The 19,527-nt window shown below is 73.2% G+C and carries 18 protein-coding genes, 1 tRNA gene and 1 pseudogene; 9 read left to right on the forward strand and 11 right to left on the reverse strand.

Annotated features, from left to right (window positions below):
• Positions 1 to 370: 370 nt before the first annotated feature.
• Positions 371 to 1,222: pseudogene (locus OG965_RS33315) on the reverse strand (helix-turn-helix transcriptional regulator); the annotation flags it as partial.
• Here OG965_RS33315 and OG965_RS33320 point away from each other — a divergent pair.
• Complete coding sequence (locus OG965_RS33320; RefSeq protein ID WP_371657130.1) at positions 1,208 to 2,389, forward strand: MFS transporter; 1,182 nt, start codon at positions 1,208 to 1,210, stop codon at positions 2,387 to 2,389. The pseudogene OG965_RS33315 and the gene OG965_RS33320 sit on opposite strands and share 15 nt — an antisense overlap.
• On the opposite strand, the gene OG965_RS33325 is transcribed toward OG965_RS33320, so the two are convergent.
• Positions 2,341 to 3,252 carry a diacylglycerol kinase family protein gene (locus tag OG965_RS33325; protein WP_371655766.1) on the reverse strand — a complete coding sequence of 304 codons (912 nt, stop codon included), beginning with the start codon at positions 3,250 to 3,252 and terminating at the stop codon, positions 2,341 to 2,343. The two genes, OG965_RS33320 and OG965_RS33325, sit on opposite strands and share 49 nt — an antisense overlap.
• A 37-nt stretch (positions 3,253 to 3,289) precedes the next feature.
• Positions 3,290 to 3,385 (reverse strand) — tRNA-Ala (locus tag OG965_RS33330).
• Positions 3,386 to 3,605: 220 nt separating this feature from the next.
• Here OG965_RS33330 and OG965_RS33335 point away from each other — a divergent pair.
• Positions 3,606 to 4,277, forward strand: a complete 672-nt coding sequence (locus tag OG965_RS33335; protein WP_371655767.1) for a GDSL-type esterase/lipase family protein — start codon at positions 3,606 to 3,608, stop codon at positions 4,275 to 4,277.
• Positions 4,278 to 4,282: 5 nt separating this feature from the next.
• Here the strand turns inward: OG965_RS33335 and OG965_RS33340 are convergent, their stop codons facing one another.
• Positions 4,283 to 5,509, reverse strand: coding sequence for an aminotransferase class III-fold pyridoxal phosphate-dependent enzyme (locus OG965_RS33340; RefSeq protein ID WP_371655768.1), 1,227 nt, complete (start codon positions 5,507 to 5,509; stop codon positions 4,283 to 4,285).
• Positions 5,510 to 5,649: 140 nt separating this feature from the next.
• Here OG965_RS33340 and OG965_RS33345 point away from each other — a divergent pair, with 140 nt between their 5' ends.
• Positions 5,650 to 6,582, forward strand: coding sequence for a DUF2156 domain-containing protein (locus OG965_RS33345; protein ID WP_371655769.1), 933 nt, complete (start codon positions 5,650 to 5,652; stop codon positions 6,580 to 6,582).
• Between the two features lie 26 nt (positions 6,583 to 6,608).
• Here OG965_RS33345 and OG965_RS33350 read toward each other — a convergent pair whose 3' ends face one another.
• The 3 genes from OG965_RS33350 to OG965_RS33360 form a co-directional block, all read right to left on the reverse strand.
• Positions 6,609 to 7,346 (reverse strand): BTAD domain-containing putative transcriptional regulator, encoded by a 738-nt coding sequence (locus tag OG965_RS33350; protein WP_371655770.1) that lies wholly within the window; start codon positions 7,344 to 7,346, stop codon positions 6,609 to 6,611.
• Positions 7,347 to 7,602: 256 nt separating this feature from the next.
• Positions 7,603 to 8,496, reverse strand: coding sequence for a hypothetical protein (locus OG965_RS33355; protein ID WP_371655771.1), 894 nt, complete (start codon positions 8,494 to 8,496; stop codon positions 7,603 to 7,605).
• Positions 8,493 to 9,503: an SPFH domain-containing protein gene (locus OG965_RS33360; RefSeq protein ID WP_371655772.1), complete on the reverse strand. Its 1,011-nt coding sequence runs from the start codon at positions 9,501 to 9,503 to the stop codon at positions 8,493 to 8,495. The genes OG965_RS33355 and OG965_RS33360 overlap by 4 nt, the downstream gene beginning before the upstream one ends.
• A gap of 250 nt (positions 9,504 to 9,753) precedes the next feature.
• Here OG965_RS33360 and OG965_RS33365 point away from each other — a divergent pair, with 250 nt between their 5' ends.
• Positions 9,754 to 12,414, forward strand: coding sequence for a TIM-barrel domain-containing protein (locus OG965_RS33365; RefSeq protein WP_371655773.1), 2,661 nt, complete (start codon positions 9,754 to 9,756; stop codon positions 12,412 to 12,414).
• A 54-nt stretch (positions 12,415 to 12,468) separates the two neighbouring features.
• Here OG965_RS33365 and OG965_RS33370 read toward each other — a convergent pair whose 3' ends face one another.
• Positions 12,469 to 13,056 carry a CGNR zinc finger domain-containing protein gene (locus OG965_RS33370; protein WP_371655774.1) on the reverse strand — a complete coding sequence of 196 codons (588 nt, stop codon included), beginning with the start codon at positions 13,054 to 13,056 and terminating at the stop codon, positions 12,469 to 12,471.
• A gap of 69 nt (positions 13,057 to 13,125) precedes the next feature.
• Here OG965_RS33370 and OG965_RS33375 point away from each other — a divergent pair, with 69 nt between their 5' ends.
• Together OG965_RS33375 and OG965_RS33380 are read left to right on the forward strand one after the other, a co-directional pair.
• Positions 13,126 to 13,833, forward strand: coding sequence for an AzlC family ABC transporter permease (locus tag OG965_RS33375; protein WP_371655775.1), 708 nt, complete (start codon positions 13,126 to 13,128; stop codon positions 13,831 to 13,833).
• The gene (locus tag OG965_RS33380) at positions 13,830 to 14,138 is read left to right on the forward strand and encodes an AzlD domain-containing protein (RefSeq protein ID WP_371655776.1); all 309 of its coding nucleotides are present in this window, start codon (positions 13,830 to 13,832) and stop codon (positions 14,136 to 14,138) included. Before OG965_RS33375 ends, OG965_RS33380 begins: the two co-directional genes overlap by 4 nt.
• 25 nt (positions 14,139 to 14,163) lie before the next feature.
• On the opposite strand, the gene OG965_RS33385 is transcribed toward OG965_RS33380, so the two are convergent.
• Together OG965_RS33385 and OG965_RS33390 are read right to left on the reverse strand one after the other, a co-directional pair.
• Complete coding sequence (locus OG965_RS33385) at positions 14,164 to 15,048, reverse strand: DMT family transporter (protein ID WP_371655777.1); 885 nt, start codon at positions 15,046 to 15,048, stop codon at positions 14,164 to 14,166.
• Positions 15,045 to 15,956 carry a phosphatase PAP2 family protein gene (locus tag OG965_RS33390; protein ID WP_371655778.1) on the reverse strand — a complete coding sequence of 304 codons (912 nt, stop codon included), beginning with the start codon at positions 15,954 to 15,956 and terminating at the stop codon, positions 15,045 to 15,047. The genes OG965_RS33385 and OG965_RS33390 overlap by 4 nt, the downstream gene beginning before the upstream one ends.
• A gap of 168 nt (positions 15,957 to 16,124) precedes the next feature.
• On the opposite strand from OG965_RS33390, the gene OG965_RS33395 reads away from it, so the two are divergent.
• On the forward strand, positions 16,125 to 16,724 hold the full coding sequence (locus OG965_RS33395) for a TetR/AcrR family transcriptional regulator (protein ID WP_371655779.1): 600 nt from the start codon (positions 16,125 to 16,127) through the stop codon (positions 16,722 to 16,724).
• Positions 16,725 to 16,757: 33 nt separating this feature from the next.
• Here the strand turns inward: OG965_RS33395 and OG965_RS33400 are convergent, their stop codons facing one another.
• Positions 16,758 to 17,537 (reverse strand): DeoR/GlpR family DNA-binding transcription regulator, encoded by a 780-nt coding sequence (locus tag OG965_RS33400; RefSeq protein WP_371655780.1) that lies wholly within the window; start codon positions 17,535 to 17,537, stop codon positions 16,758 to 16,760.
• 173 nt (positions 17,538 to 17,710) lie between these two features.
• On the opposite strand from OG965_RS33400, the gene OG965_RS33405 reads away from it, so the two are divergent.
• Together OG965_RS33405 and OG965_RS33410 are read left to right on the forward strand one after the other, a co-directional pair.
• A complete protein-coding gene (locus tag OG965_RS33405) occupies positions 17,711 to 18,595 on the forward strand; it encodes an SIS domain-containing protein (RefSeq protein ID WP_371655781.1) in 885 nt (294 codons plus the stop codon).
• A gap of 49 nt (positions 18,596 to 18,644) precedes the next feature.
• Complete coding sequence (locus tag OG965_RS33410; RefSeq protein ID WP_371655782.1) at positions 18,645 to 19,502, forward strand: ketose-bisphosphate aldolase; 858 nt, start codon at positions 18,645 to 18,647, stop codon at positions 19,500 to 19,502.
• The last annotated feature ends 25 nt before the right edge of the window (positions 19,503 to 19,527 follow it).

Raw genomic sequence — 19,527 nt, forward strand, 5'->3', positions numbered from 1 at the left:
CTCCGGGCCCAACGACGTTCGGTTGGGCCCCGATGATGCCCGCGATCCGGTCGCGGTGGACGTCCGTTACGGAGCAGTGATGGGCAATGGCGTGTTCGGATCGCGCGATGACCGCTTTCGATCGGGTGGGGGGTGTGCGCGACGGCGGTGCGGGACTGGCTGGGGGGAGAGAATCAGCCGCGCGGGACCGGGAGCACCCCCGTGACCCCCGGTCCCACGCGGCCCCGCTCGGCCCGTCGGCCGGGCCGTCCACACAGGGTGGCAAGGGCCCCATATGCTCGGCGTCAACCGTCCGTTGGGTCCGGGGTAAACCTGCGCGGTACACCCGACCCGGACCCGACACCCGACCCGGATCCGCCCGCCGTGCCCCCGGCGTGTGGCCGAACGCCCGCCGGAAGACGTCGATGAACGCGCTCGTCGACGACCACCCGCACTGCTGGGCCACCGAGGTGACCGAGGCGTCCCCGGCCAGCAGCACCAGGGCGTGGTGCAGCCGCAGTTGGGTGCGCCACTGCGGAAACGTCATCCCCATCTCCGCGCGGAACAGCCGGGCCAGCGTGCGGGCGCTCGCCCCCACCGCCGCACCGAGCGCCGCCAGCGGCCGGGGGTCGGCCGGGTCGTCGTCCAGGAGCGCGCAGACCGCAGCGAGCCGTGGATCGCGGGCCGTTGGCAGGTGCAGCGGCTGCTCGGGCGCGTGCCGCAGCTGGTCCAGGACGACCGCCAGCATCCGGTGGGCCTCGGGCGTCTCCTTCGGACCGGGCGAGCTGTACGCGATGATCAGCTCGCGCAGCAGCGGCCCCACCGCCAGGACCGCGGGCCGGGCCAGAGCCAGCGGATCGCGGTCCACCGGAACGCCGACGGTGTGCAGGGCGGTCTCGCCGTACGCCCGGTGCTCGTGCGGCGTCCCGGCCGGCACCCAGATCGCCCGGGTGGCCGGGGCGACCCAACTGCCCGCGTCCGTCGTCACCGACAGGACGCCCCGGCCCGCGTAGACGACCTGGTGCACGTCGTGGTGGTGCGCCCGCACCCCCGTACCCGGCGCGAGGTATCTGGTCGTGGTGGGGATGTGCGGCGGACCGTGGCGGAATATCGGCACAGCCCGGCACTTTATCGGAAGCCCGCCGACGGGCCGGGCTCGCAGGATCGAGGGGTGACGACGACAGCGCAGCCACCGGGCTCCACCGAACGACCGTCCGCGATATCCGTGATGGCCCTCGGCCACGCCACGGTCGACTTCTACCAGGGGGCGGTGCCCGCGCTCGTCCCCTTCCTGGTCGCCGAGCGCGGCTACGGCTACCCGGCCGCCTCCGGCATCGTTCTCGCCGCGACCCTGCTCTCCTCGGTGGTCCAGCCCCTGTTCGGGGCGCTCACCGACCGCTGGACGATGCCGTGGCTGATCCCGGTGAGCAGCCTCTGCGCGGGCGTGGGCATCGCACTGTCCGGGATCGGTGACTCGTACGTCCTCACCTGGCTCGCGGTCGCGCTCGCCGGGATCGGCGTCGCGGCCTACCACCCCGAGTCCGCGCGGCTCGCCCGCGCCGCCGGCCGGGGCGGCCACGTCGCCATGGGGTGGTACTCGCTGGGCGGCACCCTCGGCTTCGCGCTCGCGCCGGTCGTCGTCGGGCCGGTGCTCACGGCCGGGGGGCTCGGTGCGACGCCGTGGCTGGTGGTGCCCGCGGTGGCCGGGGTGCTGGGGACGGCGTCCGCGGTCCGGGTCCTCGCCCGCCGGGCGGCGGTCGGGCAGGCCGCCGCCGCCCGGTCCGCCGCGCCGGACAACTGGCCGGTGTTCCTGCGGCTTTCGGCGATCGTGGTCTGCCGCTCGGTGGTCTTCGTCGGCCTGAGCGCCTTCATCGGGCTGTACGCCCAGGAGCGCGTCGGCGGCGGTCCCGCGACCGGGTCGGCCGCGCTGTTCACCCTCTTCGCGGGCGGGGCCATGGGCACGGTCGCCGGGGGACGGCTCGCGGTGCGCTGGGGCCGGGTCCGTACCGTACGGCTCGCGTACGCCGCCTCGGTCCCGGTCGTGGCGGGCGTGGTGCTGGTGCCGGGGCCCGCGCTCTTCGTCTTCGCGGCGCTGGCGGCCGCCGTGCTGTACGTGCCGTTCTCCCTCCACGTGACCCTCGGGCAGGACTTCCTGCCGAGCCGGGTCGGCACGGCCAGTGGGGTCACGCTCGGGCTCGCGGTGAGCGTCGGGGGAGTGGTCTCGCCGGGGATCGGCGCGCTGGGGGAGGAGGCAGGGCTCGGGGTGGCGCTCGCCCCGCTGATCGGTCTGTGCGCCCTCGCCTGGTGGCTGGCGCGCGGGCTGCCCGAGCCGGATGATCCGGACGATCCGGACGCGGGAGCCTATGGGGCGAGCACCGGCAGCGCGCTCGGGACCACGTCCAGCGTGTAGCGGGCCGAGCCGGTGTACAGCAGGTCCCCGTCGTGCTCGAAGAAGAGCGGCTCGCCGTCCGTGCGCTCCACCACCACCCGGCGGCCCCGCGCGTACACCACCCCGTCCCGGCCCACATGGCTGCCGTCCCGGGCCAGGCGCACCATGTCCCGCAGCGGCAGTTCGGCGCCCGCCACACAGATGTCGAGCAGCCCGTCGTCCAGCACCGAGCGCGGCAGCGGCATGAACTGCCCGCCCCGCCGCCGCCCGCCGCCCACCAGGACCGAGACGGTCGCCCCCGACTGCACGACGACCCCGTCCACGCTCACCCTGCCCCGGTACGGCCGAAAGGCGATCATCGTCCGTGCCACCGCCGTCTGATAGCGCCGCCGGCCCGGCCCCAGCGCGTCCCGCACACTGGTGAGCGCCTGCGCGGCGAGCCCCGACGAGGCGCCGAGCAGGGCCAGTTCACCGGTCTCGGCGATCCGCGCCAGATCGACTCGGCGCACGTGCGGCGCCGACAGGGCGGCCTCCAGGGCGGCGGGCCACGGGCGGTCGGACCAGAGCTCCCGGTAGAAGGAGTTGCCGCGGCCGCCGGGCAGGACGAGCAGGGCGGCGCGCCGCTCCTCCCGCCCGGCGAGCAGACCCGTCATGATCTCGTGGGCGGTGCCGTCGCCGCCGACGCAGACCAGTACGGCCGGGCCGCCCGGCCCGCCCGCGGTGCGGGCGAGCTGCTGGGCATGGCCCGGCCGCTCTGTCACAGCCAGCTCGACGGGCGTACCGGCCCCCGCGATCCGTCGCGCGACCTCGTGAGCCATCTCCCGCGAGTACGTTCCCGCGGCTGGATTGGCCACCACCAGAACGGACTTGGGGGACGGACTCATCGACGGACACCTCGGCGCGCTCGGCGAAGCAGTGCTGTGGCGGAGAGGACAGGATTCGAACCTGCGCGGGCTGTTCGCGCCCGGCCCCGGAACACGCCCGGAACCCCCGTTCGACCTCTTCGGGTACCTCTCCCATCGTCGTACGGATGGATCCTCGCGGGGGTCGCTGAGACCCCACTGAGACGACACTGAGACGCGTGTCCTACCCGGCTCGCCACACCGTCACGCCGTCTGTCCGGCGCATGGCCCGATCCGCCCGCAGAACAACTGTCCTTGTGCCACCGGCAGTTGACTACCGGTGCGCCGGTCATTACGACGGCAGCGCGGGGGCGAGCGAAAGGCTGGGCTGTGCGATGGAGGACGACGATCCACGCTGTCTGCGCCCGGGCGAGGCCCGGACCCTGCTGGCCGGCCTCGACTGGCGGCGGGCCGTGGTGCTCAGTGGGCAGGAGGGGCGACTCGCCCGGGGCGCCGTCGTCCCCGGCTACCGGCCCCGGGTCTGGCCCGACCGGGTGGCCCGGGCGCTGCGCGAGGCCCGCCCCGGCCTCGCCTGCCTCCTGGTGCAGGCCCGGCGCGAACTCGTACTCGCCGAGGTGCGCTCCCGCCAGCTGGCCCAGGCGCTCGCCTTCCGGGCCGACCTCGCGCTGATCGCGTGCGGCGGGCCCGATGTGCGGGCGCGCCGGTTCGACGCGGATGTGGTGGAGACCGAACTCAGCCGAATTCTGGCCTCGTTGAAGGAGACGGCCTGCCGCCACACCGTGGTGGTCAGTCCCTTCGACTGGTCCGCCTCCGGCCAGGTGACCCCTGCCCAGCGCGACCGGGTGCGGTCCCGCCAGCGCCTCCTCGTGGAGCGGCTGACGATAGTGACGCTTCGTCATGGGGCGCTGCACATCGATCTGATGACGCAGCCGGACACCGACCCCGGGACGCTGTGGAGCCCGCAGCCGGGCCGCCTGAACAGCCGGGGCCACGCGCTCGCCGCAGCGGTGGTGGTACGGGCGCTGGCGGCCCGCCTCGCGCCGTAGCCCCCTCAGTCTGTCGAGCGGCGGCCCGTCTCGGCGCGGCAGGACCGGTCCAGCGCCTCGTACAGATGGTCCAGATCGGCCCGGGTGAGCACGGCGGGCGGGGCGAGACGCAGGACGTGCGGGGCCCTCGGCGCCCGGCCGGTGATCACGCCGTGCCGGACCAGCTCGATCAGCAGCCCGGCCGCCGCGTCCGGGCCGGTGAACTCGATGCCGAGGAGCAGCCCCCGCCCGCGCACCTCGCGCACCGCCCCTGCGTAGTGCCCGCGCACGATCCGGCCGGTCACCCGCAGGATCTCCTCGCCGAGCACCCGGGCCCGCCCGACCAGGTTGTCCTCGCGGAGCGCCGCGACCGCCCCGCGCGCGGCCGCCATCGCCAGCGGCGCCCCGGAGCAGGGGTACGGGTCGGCGTACGGGGCGTGGTCGAACGCGGCGGAGACCCCGGCCGTCGCCACCACCGCCGCCAGCGGGACCACCCCGCCGCCCAGCGCCCCGCCGACGAGGAGCAGATCCGGCGCGACCTCCTCGATGCCCGCGCCCCACCAGGCCCCGAGCCGCCCGAGCCCCGTGGTGGTCTCGTCGAGGGCGAGGAGCGCCCCGTACTCCCGGCACAGCGCGGCGACGCCCCGCAGAAAGCCGGGCGGCGGCAGCACCACCCCCGCACCGCCCTGGACGGGCTCGACGAAGACACACGCCCGCCCGGGCAGACCCGCGAGCATCCGCCGCAGCGCGGCCGCGTCGCCGTACGGGACCCCAGAGCCGCCCGTGGGCATCAAATCGTCGAGACACGCCTCATGTTGACTGCCCGTCATGAAAATGGCCCGGGTCCGTCCACGGGCTCGGGCCATGCGGGCTGCCAGCGTCAGGGCCTGGACGGCCGAGCCCGTGAAGTGGACCCGCTCCAGGCCCGGCGGGGCGACCGAGAGGAGCGCGTCGGCGGCGAGCGCGGACTGCGGCTCGGGGAAGAGGCCGCTCGCCACCGGGCGGTGCTCCAACTGCTCGCGGACGTGGCGCAGTACGGTCGGATGGCGCGCGCCGGTCAGGGAGATGCCGAGGCCGCCGCAGTCCAGGAACCGGCCGCCCGCGTCGGTGGTGATCCAGGCGCCCTGGGACGCCACTTCCACCTGGCCGCCGAGGAGTTCGCCGAGGGCGTGCCCCTCGCCCGTCCGGGAGCGGTACAGCCTGCGCAGTGCCTCGCGGCCGGTCCGCTGCCGGACGACCGCCGCCACCGTCATCTCCCGGTTCGCCCCCTCTCCCGAAGAACACGGGAAAGCTGCCACCGCTCGCTGAGAGGACTCTGAGACGGGACTGAGACGCGCGTGTCAGGGAATTGGGGCCCACGGCTGCCAAGATGCTCATGGCAGGGGGGAATGTCATGAGTATCGGTACGTTCGACGTTGACGGCGGCGACACGGTTTTCGGGGAATTACGCGCCTACGGCGAGAATCCCAGCGCGTTTCTCGCGATGAGCGAGGGAAAAGAGTACTTCACCGTGGCGGGCAGGCACGGAGTGATCCCTTATCGGGACACCGGCGGCCATCTGCACCAGTCCGCCGGAGTGATCGCTTCCCACGACGGCCAGGAGCCGTTGCTGCGCGCCTTCACGGAATTCGCCGCGGAACGCCGCCGTAAAATAGTGGCCACCCGGCTGCGGCGCCCGGAAGCCGAACTCTTCTCGCGCTGCGGCTTCACCGTGAACCAGGCGGGCTCGTCCTATTCGGTCTACCTTCCCGAATTCCGCCTCGGCGGCCCGCGCCTGGCCGAGCTGCGCCTCGCGGTGTCCCGGGCGTGGCTGGCGGGGGTCGAAGCGGCCGAAGTCGCTGAAGTGGCGTACGAGGACATCGCGGCCGGGACGGCCGAAGCAGCCGACGGGCGGCGGGTGTTCGCCGGCCGGATCGGGGACGAGGTCGTCGCGTCCCTCACGTATCTGCCGGTCTTCGGTACCCGCCCCGGCTGGCTGCACCACACCGCGCACCGGGTGCCGGGCGCGCCCGAGGGCGCCCTGGAAGCGGTCAACCTGGAGGCGATACGGGTCTTCGGGGCCGAGGAGGCGCAGTGGCTGCACCTCGGCTTCACCCCGTTCGCCGGACTCTGCGCGCAGTACGAGCTGGGGTCCGCCGGCGTGCTCGCGGCGCGGCTGCTGCGGCTGGCCGCCGAGCGCGGCGAGTGGCGGCACGCGGCGGCCGGGCGGCTGGCCTATCAGCGGATCTGGGATCCGCATCTGGTGCAGCCCGGCTATCTGGCGTGGCAGGGCCGGGCGGCCGCCGGGGCGCTGGCCGAGCTGCTGCGGCTGGCCAAGTCGCCCTGACGGACGCCCTGATGGGGCCCTGGCGGTCAGAGGGCTACCGGCTCCCTTCGCAGGATGTCCTGGAAGCGGGCGCGCAGCGCGTCCCCGGGCTCCAGACCGAGGTTGTGCGAGAGCCGCTGCCGGGTGCGGTGGTACGCGTCGAGTGCCTCGGCCTGCCGCCCCGACCGGTACAGCGCGGTGATGAACTGCTCGCAGAACCGTTCGCGCAGTGGGTACTGGGCGTGCAGCTGCTGGAGTTCGGTGATCACCTCGCGGTGCCTGCCGAGGTCGAGCTCGGCGTCGAAGAGGTGCTCGTACGCCATGAGGCGCACCTCGGTGAGCCGGGTGTAGGCGAGCCGGCTGATCATGCCCTGGCCGGTGTCGAGGAGCGCGGGCCCGCGCCACAGCGCCAGGGCCTCGGTGAGCAGTCGGACCACGCGCTCCGGCGACGCCCGGCGCGCGGCCGTGGCCTGTCGCACCAGGGCGGTGAACAGCGAGGCGTCGACGTCCCGTTCGGGCAGCGACAGCGCATAGCCGAAGCTGGACGTCTGGATGAGGCCGCGCAGCCCGTCGCGCCCCGTACGGGACTCGATGATGCGGCGCAGCCGGGCGACATGGCCCTGGAGCGAGTTCTCCGCGTTGCGCGGGAGTTCCTCTCCCCACAGCTCGTCGATGAGATCGTGACGTGAGACGGGCCGGTTGGGCGACAGGGCCAGTGCGGCCACGATCGCCCTGAGCTTCTCGCCGGGAATCCGGAAGGTGAGATGGCCGTCGGTGATTTCCAAAGATCCGAGCAGGCGAACTTTCAACGTGCTTCCCCCGTGCTTCGTGCTGAATCCTATGACTCCGCCGACGCCAGATAGGGATCTTCCGGCAGCGCCGGTGGATTTGGATGATCTCCGCTCGAAGAGCGGCGATCTTACCCCGTAACGAACATGGATGAAGAGTATTTGTCGCTTCTGACACGGTCAACGCAATTGAAAGTCGAGTGACCCACTGTGAGGGGGCTCACGCGGGAGCGCGCCCACGGTCCGGCGCGATTCAGCCGACGAGCCGGAGCGCGGTGTCCGACCGCCCCACGCTCACCGTCTGACCCCACGTCAACTCCAGTGCGTCGGACTCGATTCCGTCGCCGAAGGCGACGAGGCGGTCCGACTCGACGGTGAGACGCAGCCGCTCGGCGCTCTCAAGTACCCCTTCCACCAGGCTCGTTCCGGTCGTGGGTGAGGGCCAGGCCTCCCGTACGAACCAGATGAGCCGGGGGTCGGCCGGGCCCGGCAGTGCGAGGTGGCTGCCGCGCTGCTGCCACAGCGAGCGCAGCCAGCCCGTGGACCCGGTGCCGGTGCCCACCAGGAGGCCGGACGACGCCTGGGGCTCCGGGGCGGCGGCCGGGTCGTCGGGGCCAAGCCGGTAGCGGGCGGTCTGGTGGCCCGGCGGGCCCAGATAGATCTCGTTCAGCGCGAGCAGCCGCTGGGTGTCGTCCGCGACCGCCTCCACCATGGTCAGCTCGTCGGCGCGGGTCGCGGCGGCGCTCGGCAGCAACTTGGCGGCGTCGGCCGGGCGGTGGCGCACCAGCACGCCCGGGTTGCGGCCCGGGTCGGTGTCGATGCCGACCACGGGCTGGCCCGACAGGTACTTGGCCGCGTTGGCGACCAGCCCGTCCTGCCCGACCACCACGACCACGTCCTCCGGGGCGAACAGGAACCGGTCCAGATCGGCGCGCTCCACCCGCGACTGCCGCCACTGGAGCGGCACGGCCGCCGCCACCTCGGCGAGCGCCCGCCGGGTGCGGTGGTGGCGCTCGGCCACCTCGTCCAGGGAGCGCCCGCGCGAGGCGAGGAAGAACGCGGCCTGGCCGTGGGTGCCGTGCCGGGCCAGCAACTCCTCGTACTCCGTGGTGCGGTGGACGAGCACCGCGCGCGGCGCGAGGCTCACCGCTCCTCCCCGGCCGGGCGGGCCAGCTTGGCGAGCAGTCCGGTGAGCACGTCGGGGGAGAGGGTGAGGCTGTCGATCCGGGGCAGGTTCTCGGCCAGCCGGGTCGCGGTGAGCGCGTGGAGCGTCGCCGTGTCGGCGTCGGCGTGCACACGCAGCCAGGCGGCCTGCGCCTGGGCGCGGGCCTCGCCGGTCGTGCGGGCCGCCTCGGCCTCGGCCCGGGCGAGCCGGACCGTACGGGCGGCCTCGGCCTCGGCGCGCACACCGTCGGCGGCCGCGTTCTCCTCGGCCTCGCGGCGGGCGTTGGTGCCGCGCTGCTCGACCAACTGCTCTTCCCTGCGGGCGAGTTCGATCCTGCTGGCGAGCTCGTTCTCGGCGATGGTGCGCTCGCGCTCGACGGCCACGGCCCGGCGCTCGTACGTCGCCCGGTCGGCCTCCTGCTGGATCTGCTCCCGGGCCGGGGTGCGCAGCGCCCGCTCCACCTCCGGCTCGGGCCGGATGGCGACCACCCGAACCGCCACCACCTCGATGCCGGTGGCGGGCAGCCGGGGCTCGGCCGCGAGCCCGTCCGAGATCCGCTCGCGCACCGAGGCCACCCCGTCGACGAGGGCCGCCGCGAGCGGGGTGCGGGCGAGCACGTCGAGCGCGTGCTGCTGGGCGGTCTCGGTGAGCAGGGTGGACAGCTGCTCCAGCGGGGCGCCGCGCCAGACGCCGCTGTCCGGGTCGATCGAGAAGTCGAGCCGGGCGGCGGCGACCGCCGGGTCACTGATCCGGTACGTGACGGTGGACTGCACCGTGACGTCCTGGAAGTCGGAGGTCCGGGCGTGGAAGGCCATCGCCAACTCCCGGTCGTCGACCGGTACTTCGGAGAGCGCCGCGGTCAGTGGCCGGAACCAGAAGCTGAGCCCGGGCCCGTCGTGGACGAGCCGGCCGCGCTTGTGGTGGCGGATGTGGGCGGTGGGCGCGGAGCGTGCGTGCCGCCAGCCGAAACGGCGGTTGATGTCGGCCATGGTGGGGACCCCCTTGTTTTCGTCACAGCGACGATATTGGGTATCGCCGATATCGTCAAGGCGACGAAATGGGCGCCCCGCGGCCACGGTTTTACCCGTCCGGTATCCGCGAAGCCGTTGACATGTACCGGCCGCGTCATGAATCTTAATGCTCGAAACTCCACGGTTCCAAGCATGAATGCGCATGCACTGCACCCTCGTTGTTCGGAAGTAGCTTCGGAATCAGCTCGGTACGAACGGAGAACACTCCTTGCGGAATCTTCGACACCGCCGGGGGAGAGTGGCCGCCGCCGTGCTCGCGGCGGCCGCGCTCACCCTCACCGCGCTCACGGTCCCGGCCGCCACGGCGGCCGACGCCACCCCACCCGCAGGCACCCTCGACGGCGCCTCCAAGAGCCTCACCTGGCAGAGCCCCGTCTACCCCAAGGGCACGGTCGGCTCGCCCGACAAGTGCGGAACCCCCGCCGAGGACCCGGGCAACGCCGTCTGCGCCCGCTTCGACCTGACGGTGAACCCGCCGGCCGGCGAGTGGGACGACAACCCCGAGGGCGGCGTCCCCGTCTCCATCCAGTGGGAGAAGCCCACCGACGACTTCGACCTCTACATCTACGACTCGGCGGGCAAGAAGGTCGCCGAGAGCGCCGGGACCGCCGACCCCGAGGCCACCGTCATCCCCAAGGCGTCGGGCACGTACCACGTGGTCGTCGTCCCGTACGACGTGCACGACAACTCCTTCACGGGCAAGGCCTATCTGCCCGAGGCGAGCGACGCCGGGAACCTCACCGGCTTCAGCGGCGGGCACGGTACGTACGAGATCGCGGCGGGCGCGCTCAAGGCCCGCGCCGAGTTCTTCGAGGACGACACCCTGCGGCTGCAGGCGTCCCCCGACGGCGTCCTCGCGGACCCGCCGGGCAGCCGCATGATCCAGCACCAGCCGAAGCCGCGGCGGGCGACCAGCTCCTTCGACGCGGGCGCCTATTACGGCATCCGCGCCCAGGACACCGTCCTGCGCGTCTACAAGAAGCCCCTGCGGTTCGGGCTCTACAAGGCCGACAACCGCACCGCGATCTGGCAGGAGGCCGACCCGCTGCGCTGGACCAGCGGCGGTCTGCGCCAGAGCCTGACGCGCGGCGCCACGGAGCAGTTCTTCGGCGGTGGCGAGCAGAACGGCAGCTTCTCGCACCGCGACCAGGTGATGAACGTGGGCAACAACACCAACTGGAACGAGGGTGGCTACAACAACTCCCAGCCGTTCTACGTCTCCTCGTCGGGCTACGGCGTCTTCCGCAACACCTTCGCGCCGGGCGTCTACGACTTCGGCCCCCACGTCCGCACCGGCCAGCAGGAACGCCGCCTGGACGCCTACTACTTCACGGGTGACGTGAAGTCCGTGATCGGCAAGTACACCTCGCTGGTGGGCAAGCCGTTCATGCCGCCGGTGTACGGGCTCGAACCCGGCGACTCCGACTGCTATCTGCACAACGCCAACCGGGGCGAGCGGCACACCCTGGACGCGCTCAAGGTCGCCGACGGCTATGTGCAGAACCAGATGCCGCTCGGCTGGATGCTCGTCAACGACGGCTACGGCTGCGGCTACGAGAACCTCGCCGAGACCGGCCAGGGCCTCAACGCCCGGGGCGCCCAGCTGGGCCTGTGGACCCAGGACGGCCTCGACAAGCTCGCCGAGCAGGTCAAGGCGGGCCAGCGGGTCGCCAAGCTCGACGTCGCCTGGGTCGGCAACGGCTACGGCTTCGCCCTCAACGCCTGCGACCAGGCGAAGGCCGGCATCGAGGACAACAGCGACGCCCGCGGCTTCGTCTGGCTGCCGGTCTCCTGGGCGGGCGCCCAGCGCTGCGGCGTCCTGTGGAGCGGCGACCAGAAGCTGAGCTGGGACTACATCCGCTGGCAGATCCCCACCTACGCGGGCGCCACGCTCTCCGGCATCGCCTACAACACCGGTGACGTGGGCAGCATCTTCGCCCACGACCCGAAGATGTACGCCCGCGACCTCCAGTGGAAGGCGTTCCTGCCCGCGATCATGACCATGGACGGCTGGTCGAGCGACCTCACCACGCACAAGCCGCACGATCAGCAGCCGTGGCTGGACGGCGAGCCGTACACCTCCATCAACCGCAAGTACCTCCAGCTGAAGGAGCGGCTCATCCCGTACATGTACGGGCTCTCCAAGGAGGCGACGAAGACCGGCGTCGGCGCGGTCCGGCCGCTCTCCCTGGAATACCCGGACGACCCCAACACGCTCGGCCCGAACGCCAAGTACGAGTTCCTGGCGGGCCCGGACTTCCTGGTCGCCCCGGTCTACAGCGACACGGAGGTACGCGACGGCATCTATCTGCCCAAGGGCACCTGGACGGACTACTGGACCGGCCGGACCTACCAGGGCCCGACCACGATCAACGGCTACAAGGCGCCGCTCGACACGCTCCCGCTGTTCGTCAAGGGCGGCTCGATCGTCCCGATGTGGCCCAAGGGCACACTGTCCTGGCAGACCCGTGACAAGGGCGAGCTGGACTACGACGTCTACCCGCAGGCGGGGAAGTCCGCGTACACGCTGTACGAGGACGACGGCGTGACCCGGCAGTTCGCCCAGGGCTCCTCGGCCACGCAGAAGGTCGAGGTGCGCTCGACCGGCCGCGGTTCGGTCATCGAGGTCGGCCCCAGTGTGGGGAGTTACACGGGCAAGCCCGCCGCTCGCGCGTACCGCTTCACCGTGCACGCGAAGGCGGCGCCCGGCGCCGTCGCGGTCGGCGGTCAGCGACTGCACCGCTACGGCTCGGCGCAGGAGCTGGCGGCGGCGGGGCCCGGGTGGTTCTACGACGCCAGGACCGGTGTGACGGAGGTGAGGACCGCCTCGGTCCCGACCGCGCACGGCTTCACGGTCACGCTCGGCTGAGATCCGGCCGTACGCCAGGGGCCGCACCGGAGTCTTCGGTGCGGCCCTTCGCCGTCAGTGCGCCGCCGCCGGGTGGGTGCGCGCGTAGTGGCGGCGGGCGCGATCGCGGTTGCCGCAGTCGCCGGAGCTGCACCAGCGGCGGGTGCCCGCGCGCGTACGGTCCAGGAAGAACCAGCCGCAGCCGGGTCCCGCGCAGCGCCGCACCCGGGAGGCGCCGGGCCCGGAGAGCAGTTCCTCGGCGCGCAGGGCGAGGGCGTGGCGCAGATCCGTGAGGTCCCGGGCGCCGGGCTCCCACCGCAACGGCAGCCGGGGCGGCAGAGCGGCCGCCTCGCGGGCCCGCAGCAGCGCGAGGCGCAGTGCCTGCCAGGCGGGCGCGGGCGGCGCCTGCCCGTCCGTGACGGCGTCCAGGACCGCTTCGAGCGCGCCGCGAAGTTCGAGCAGCCCGGCCAACTCGCCGTCCCCTGTGGGGAGTTCATCGTCCGGGACGGCCGGAAAGACCTCCGCCGTCACCGCCCAGCGCAGCCAGCCCTCCGTACCGCTCACGCGATCGACCCGGCGGTCCGCGTCGGTGCGCCAGGCCACGGTGTTGACGAAGTCCAGGACCGGGTGGCCGCCGATGAAGGAGGGCTGTTTCTCACTCACCGGCCCATCGTATGCGGGGGGTCGGAAAACATAACGAGCTAAACAGCTTTTACTTGTTAGTGTGCCCGTATGGACACTCAACTGCCGGACCGGGGCGGGGCGATGCCGCGCGACCGCTTCCACGCGGGACTCAGAGCCGGAGCCGGGCTCGCCGCGGCCGCGTTCCTGCTGGCCATCAGCTTCGGCGCGATCAGCCAGGCGCAGGGCTGGGGCCCCGTCGCCCCGGTCGTCTGCTCGCTGGTCGTCTTCTCGGGCTCGGCGCAGTTCGCGCTGGCCGCAACCCTTGGCGCGGGCGGCGGGGTGGTCGCGGCCGTCGTCGCTGCGGCCCTGGTCAATGTGCGGTACGTGCCGATGGGCATAGCCGTGGCCCGGGATCTGCGCGGCGGCCCGCTGCGCCGCGCGGTGGAGGGGCAGGCGGTGGTCGACGGCTCCTGGGCCGCCGCGCACCTCGGCGGCGGACGGTTCGACCGGGCGTTCCTCTTCGGCGCGACCGCCGTCCAGTGGCCCGCCTGGGTGGCGGGCACCGCACTGGGCGTCGTGGTGGCCCCGGACCCCGCACTCGTGCACCGGCTCGGCCTCGATGTGCTCACGCCCGGCCTCTTCCTGATCCTGCTCTTCGACGAGGTGCGCCGCGACCGCGCGGGCCGGCTGCCCGCCGCCCTCGGCGGGGCCGTCGCCGCGGCGCTGCTCCTGGTCCTGCCGACCGGCCCGGCCCTGATCGGCGCGGCAGCCGCGGCGCTGCTCGCCCTGCGCACCACCCGGGAGGCCGTCCGATGATCGTCTGGACCGCGATCGGCACCGTCGCGGTGCTCGGCTTCGCGCTCAAGGGAGTCGGGCCCGCGCTGCTCGGCGGCCGTGAACTGCCCCCGCGCACCCGCTCGATGCTCGCCCAGCTGGCGCCCGCGCTGCTCGCCGGGTTCGTCGTGGTGGCGGTCGCGGGCCGGGACTGGGCGGCCGTCGACGGCACGGTCCTGGGCGGCCTCGCCGTCGCACTCGTCCTGCGGCTGGGCCGGGCCCCGCTGCCGGTGGCCATGCTGGGCGCGGTGGTGGCGACGGCCCTGCTCAGAGTGCTGACAGGGTAAGAAGCTGACGGTATGTCGGATCTTCTCAGACCGGCACGTGGGCCGGTTCCGGGGTGCGCGGGGCCGGGACCTGCACCGGCTCGGCGCCGGTCAGCATGAGCACACCGCGCGCGGCGACCACTGCCGCGGCTGCCGCCGTGAGCCAGCCGAGCGGCCCGCCGTGGAACCGCTCGCCGAGCAGTGCCACGCCGATCACGGAGGCCGCGGCCGGGTTGGCGAGGTTCACCACGGCGAGGGGTGCGGCGAGTCCGCCCCGGAACGCGGCCTGCGAGAGCAGCAGCCCGCCCACCGCGAACGCCGCCACCAATACGGCGAGCAGGGTCGTCTGCCACCAGGCCATCGGCCCGCCCGGCAGTTCGCGGGCGAGCGAGGCGGTGACGGTCTGGGTGAGCGCGGAGGCCACACCCGAGGCGACGCCGGACGCGGTGGCGTGGCCGAGCCCGACGCGGCCCGAGCCGGATCCGGCGCGAGCGGCCACCGCGATCAGGAGCGCGGTGGCCGCCGCGACGGCGAGCCCCTCGCGCAGGCTCAGCGCGTCGCCGGGCGTCGCGGGCCCGGTCACCGCGATCAGGCCGGTCAGCCCCGCGAGCGTCCAGGCGGCGCCGCGCCATTCGCGCCGGGTGACCCGGCGCCGCTGGTAGTACGCCCCGATCGGCAGTGCCGCGACGAGGGTGAGCGCGCCCAGCGGCTGGACCAGGGTGAGCGGACCGTAGTGGAGCGCGGCGACGTGCATCAGCGCGCCCCCCGCGTTGAGCCCGACGGCCCACCACCACTGGGGCCGGGCGAGCAGGGCGGCGAGTCCGCCGCCCCCGTTCGCGGAGGCCAGCCGGGACTGCGCGACGGCGGCGAGGGCGTACCCGGCGGCCGAGGCGAGCGAGAGCAGGATGGCGAGAACCGCGGACTCGTTCATCGCAGCGCCTCCGCGAGCCGTGGAGCGTCGTCGGAATCGGGGACGCCCGTGCGCCCGGAGGTCAGGGCAGAGTCCGGGGCACGGGCGGGTTCGGGGGCCTCGGCGGGCTGGGCCGGCCGGGGCGCGGGGGTGTGGCGCACCTGTACGGCGACGGTGCGACCGCCGCGTACCGGCTTCGGACGCGGCACGAGGTACAGGGCGGCGCCGAGCAGCGCGGCCGCGACGAGCGCGTCCAGCCAGTAGTGGTTGGCGGTGCCGACGATCACCAGCAGGGTGAGCGCCGGGTGCAGCAGCCACAGCCACCGCCACCGGCCGCGGGGCGCCGCGATCAGGCCGATCGCCACCATCAGCGCCCACCCGAAGTGCAGCGACGGCATCGCCGCGAACTGGTTGGCCATGCTGTCCGTTTCCGGCGTCGCCGCGTACACCGACGGCCCGTACACCTGCGCGGTGTCCACAAGCCCGGCCGACGCCAGCATCCGGGGCGGCGCCAGCGGCAGCAGGATGTGCAGGGCGAGCGCGGCCGTGGTCAGCAGCGCCAGGACCCGGCGGGACCAGAGGTAGTGGGCGGGCCTGCGCACGTACAGCCAGACCAGGAAGGCGATCGTGGCGGGGAAGTGCGCGGTCGCGTAGAAGGTGTTGGCGACGTGGATGACGGTCTCGTTGTGGAGCAGGAGCCGCTGCACCGCGCCCTCGCCGGGCAGCTGGAGCGCGCGCTCCCAGTCCCAGACGCGGTCGGCGTTGTGGAAGGCGCGCGTCTCGTGGCCGTTCGCCAGCTGCCTGCCGAACTTGTACACGACGAAGAGCGCGGTCACGAGCAGCAGCTCGCGCACCAGGGGCGGCCGGGGGGTACCGGTCGTCTCCGGTCCGGTGGGACGCCGGGTCCCTGGACGTATACCGGCAGCCATTCTCCGGCCCCTTCGAGCAAGAAATCGAGCAGAAATCGGACAAGCAAACGTAGGAAGGCTAGATCGGATTTCATCGAGACGCAAACGTCTCGATACGTTTGCGTCTCGGTTGAGCGGCGCCTACTCTCGTATGTGCAGGAGCAGTGCCCCACGCACCGGAGGAACGCGATGTCGACGCAGGCCGCGACGGCCGCCGCACGCCGCAGCAAGATCAGCCCCGAGCGGGAGCTGGAGCTGTACGAGGCGGTGCTCGACCTGCTGCGTGAGGGCGGCTACGACGCCGTGACCATGGAGGGCGTCGCCGCGCGCACCAAGTGTGGCAAGGCCACGCTCTACCGTCAGTGGAAGTCCAAGCCGGTGCTGGTCACGGCGGCGCTCGGCGCCAGCCGCTGCTCGTTCTTCACCGGGATCGACACGGGCACGCTCGCGGGCGACCTGCGCGAGGCGGCGCACGCCGCCTCCCGCCGCAAGGGCCGCGACACCGAGCTGATGGAGGCCGTGGGCCAGGCCTATGTGATGCACCCCGACCTGCGCGAGGCGCTGCGCGAGACCGTCCTGAACCCGGAGATCGCCGCGCTCGACGCGATGGTGCGGCGCGGGGTCGAGCGCGGCGAGGTGGACGCGGGCAACCGGGCGGCCGACTTCGTCGCCCCCGCGTTCATGGGCGTCCTACGGGTGGAACGCCTCTTCGAGGACCGCTTCACGGAGGCGGAGGCCCTGCCGGAGTTCCTGGAAGCGGTGATCCTTCCGGCGCTGGGCATTTCCTGACGCTCAGTCAGTCAGCGTATCCCGCAAGGCTGTTCAGACCGCCAGCACCGTCACGCCCGCGTCGGTGAACCGGGCGACCGTCTCCTCGGACACCGCTGTGTCCGTCACCAGCGTGCCGACCTGATCGGTCGCGCAGATCCGCGCGAACGTCCGCTTGCCCAGCTTGGTGGAGTCGGCGGCGACGATCACCCGCTCGGCCCGCTCGCACAGCAGCCGGTTGATCCCGGCCTCGTCCTCGTCGTGCGCCGAGGCGCCGTGCGTGACGTCGAAGGCGCCGACGCCGAGCACCGCCGCATCCATGGTGATCTGGTTGAGCACGCCCCCGGCCAGCGGCCCGGTGAGCTCGTACGACTGGGGCCGGGCCACCCCACCGGTCACCACGATCTTGAACTGGGGCCGTACCGCCAGCTCGTTGGCGATGTTCAGCGCATTGGTCACGATCGTCAACGCCGGTGACCCGGAGGCGAGTTCGGGCCGTACGGCGAGGGCCCGCGCCACCTCCGTGGTCGTGGTGCCGCCGGTGAGCCCCACCGCCTCGCCGGGCGCGATCAGATCCGCCACGGCCTTCGCGATGCGCTGCTTCTCCGAGGCCTGCCGGGCCGTCTTGTAGCGCAGCGGCAGCTCGTACGACACCCCGTGCACGACCGCACCGCCCCGGGTGCGGACCAGCATCTGCTGCTCGGCGAGCTGGTCGAAGTCGCGGCGGATGGTCGCGGCGGACACGCCGAGCGCCGTCGCCGCCTCCTCGACGTCGAGGCGGCCCTGCTCCACGAGCAGTTCGAGAAGCGCCTGCCAGCGGGCGTCGCGCGACATCCGGATCCTCTTCTCTCCCGTGCTCTCCGGCGCATTTCGCCGTCGTCACCGTCGGTGATGACTTTAACCCACCCCCAGATGCTTGATTGTGCTCGAAAGCTAGCTATATTTTGCACAAACACGCATCCGGATACGGATCCGAGCCACGGATCCAGAGTGAGTGGGAGCCCGGCATGAGCCATGTCGAGAACGAACTCAGCAGCCAGCCCGAGTGCTGGAAGCGCGCCGCCGAGCTGGCGGTGCACCACAAGGACGCCCTTCCCGCGCCGGGCGAGCGGGTCGCCATCGTCGGCTGCGGCACCTCGCTGTTCATGGCCCAGGCCGCCGCCGCGCTGCGCGAGAGCGCGGGCCAGGGCGAGACCGACGCCTTCGCCGCGTCCGAGTATCCGGCCGGCCGCTCCTACGACCGGGTGGTCGCCCTCACCCGCTCCGGCACCACCACCGAGGTCCTCGAACTCCTCGCCGCGGTACGCGGCGGCGCCCGCACCACCGCGATCACCGCCGACCCGGAGACGCCGGTGATGCGGGCCGCCGACGACATCGTCGTCCTGGAGTTCGCGGACGAGGAGTCGGTGGTCCAGACCCGCTTCGCCACCACCGCGCTCACCCTGCTCCGCGCCCACCTCGGCCTGCACACCGAGCAGGCCGTCGCCGACGCGCGCACCGCGCTGGCCGAGCCGCTGCCCGAAGGGCTCGTCGGGCGCCGCCAGTTCACGTTCCTGGGCCGCGGCTGGACGGTGGGGCTCGCCCAGGAGGCCGCGCTGAAGATGCGCGAGGCATCGCTGTCCTGGACGGAGGCGTACCCGGCCATGGAGTACCGCCACGGCCCGATCAGCATCTCCACCGACACCACCGCGACCTGGATGTTCGGCGAGGCCCCGGACGGGCTCGCCGAGCAGGTGCGCGCCACCGGGGCCCAGTGGGTGGCCGGTCACCTCGACCCGCTGGCCGAGCTCGTACGGGCACAGCGCCTCGCGGTCGCCGTCGCGGCCGCCCGCGGCCTCGACCCGGACCGCCCGCGCCACCTCACCCGCTCGGTGATCCTCGACGGCTCCTGAAGCACCCGACCGCACAGAGGACAACCGCACAGACGACAGGGGAAGCACGATGCCACTCGCCCAGACCGGGGCCCTGGTCACCGAGGCCGCCGCCAAGCGCAGCGCCGTCGCCGCCTTCAACATCATCACGCTGGAGCACGCCGAGGCCGTCATCGCCGGCGCCGAGGCCGCGCACTCGCCGGTCGTCCTGCAGATCAGCGAGAACGCGGTGAGGTTCCGCTACGGCCGGGTGCTGCCACTCGCCCGGGCCGCCGTCGCCGCGGCCGAGGCGGCCGCCGTACCGGTGGCGCTCCACCTCGACCACGTCAAGCGCGACGACCTGCTGCGGCAGGCCGCCGACGCCGGATTCAGCTCGGTGATGTACGACGGCGGCCATCTGCCGTACGACCAGAACCTCGCCGCGACGCGTGCCGCCGCTGATTGGGCGCACACCCAAGGCCTGTGGATCGAGGCCGAGTTGGGCGAGGTCGGCGGCAAGGACGGCCGGCCGCCGCTGGACGCGCACGCGCCCGGCGCCCGGACCGACCCCGAGGAGGCGCGCGCCTTCGTCGCCGAGTCGGGCGTCGACGCGCTCGCCGTCGCCATCGGCAACACCCACGCGATGACCACCCGCACCGCCGCCCTCGACCACGGTCTGCTCGCCCGCCTCGACGAGGCGCTGCACGTCCCGCTGGTGCTGCACGGCTCGTCCGGCGTTCCCGACGACGAGCTGGCGGCGGCCGTCGCCGGCGGCATGGCCAAGATCAACATCGGTACGGCGCTGAACATCGCCATGACCGACGCGATCCGCGCGTATCTCGCCGCCAACCCGGAGGCGGTGGACGCCCGCAGCTATCTGACGGTCGGGCGACAGGCGATGGTGCAGGCGGTCACCCGTCTCATCGGGGTGCTGGCCACCGAAGCCTGACGCGCGCGGCGCGGCCGCCGGGCCC

The sequence above is a fragment of the Streptomyces sp. NBC_00224 genome (assembly GCF_041435195.1).
Taxonomy (GTDB): Bacteria; Actinomycetota; Actinomycetes; order Streptomycetales; family Streptomycetaceae; genus Streptomyces.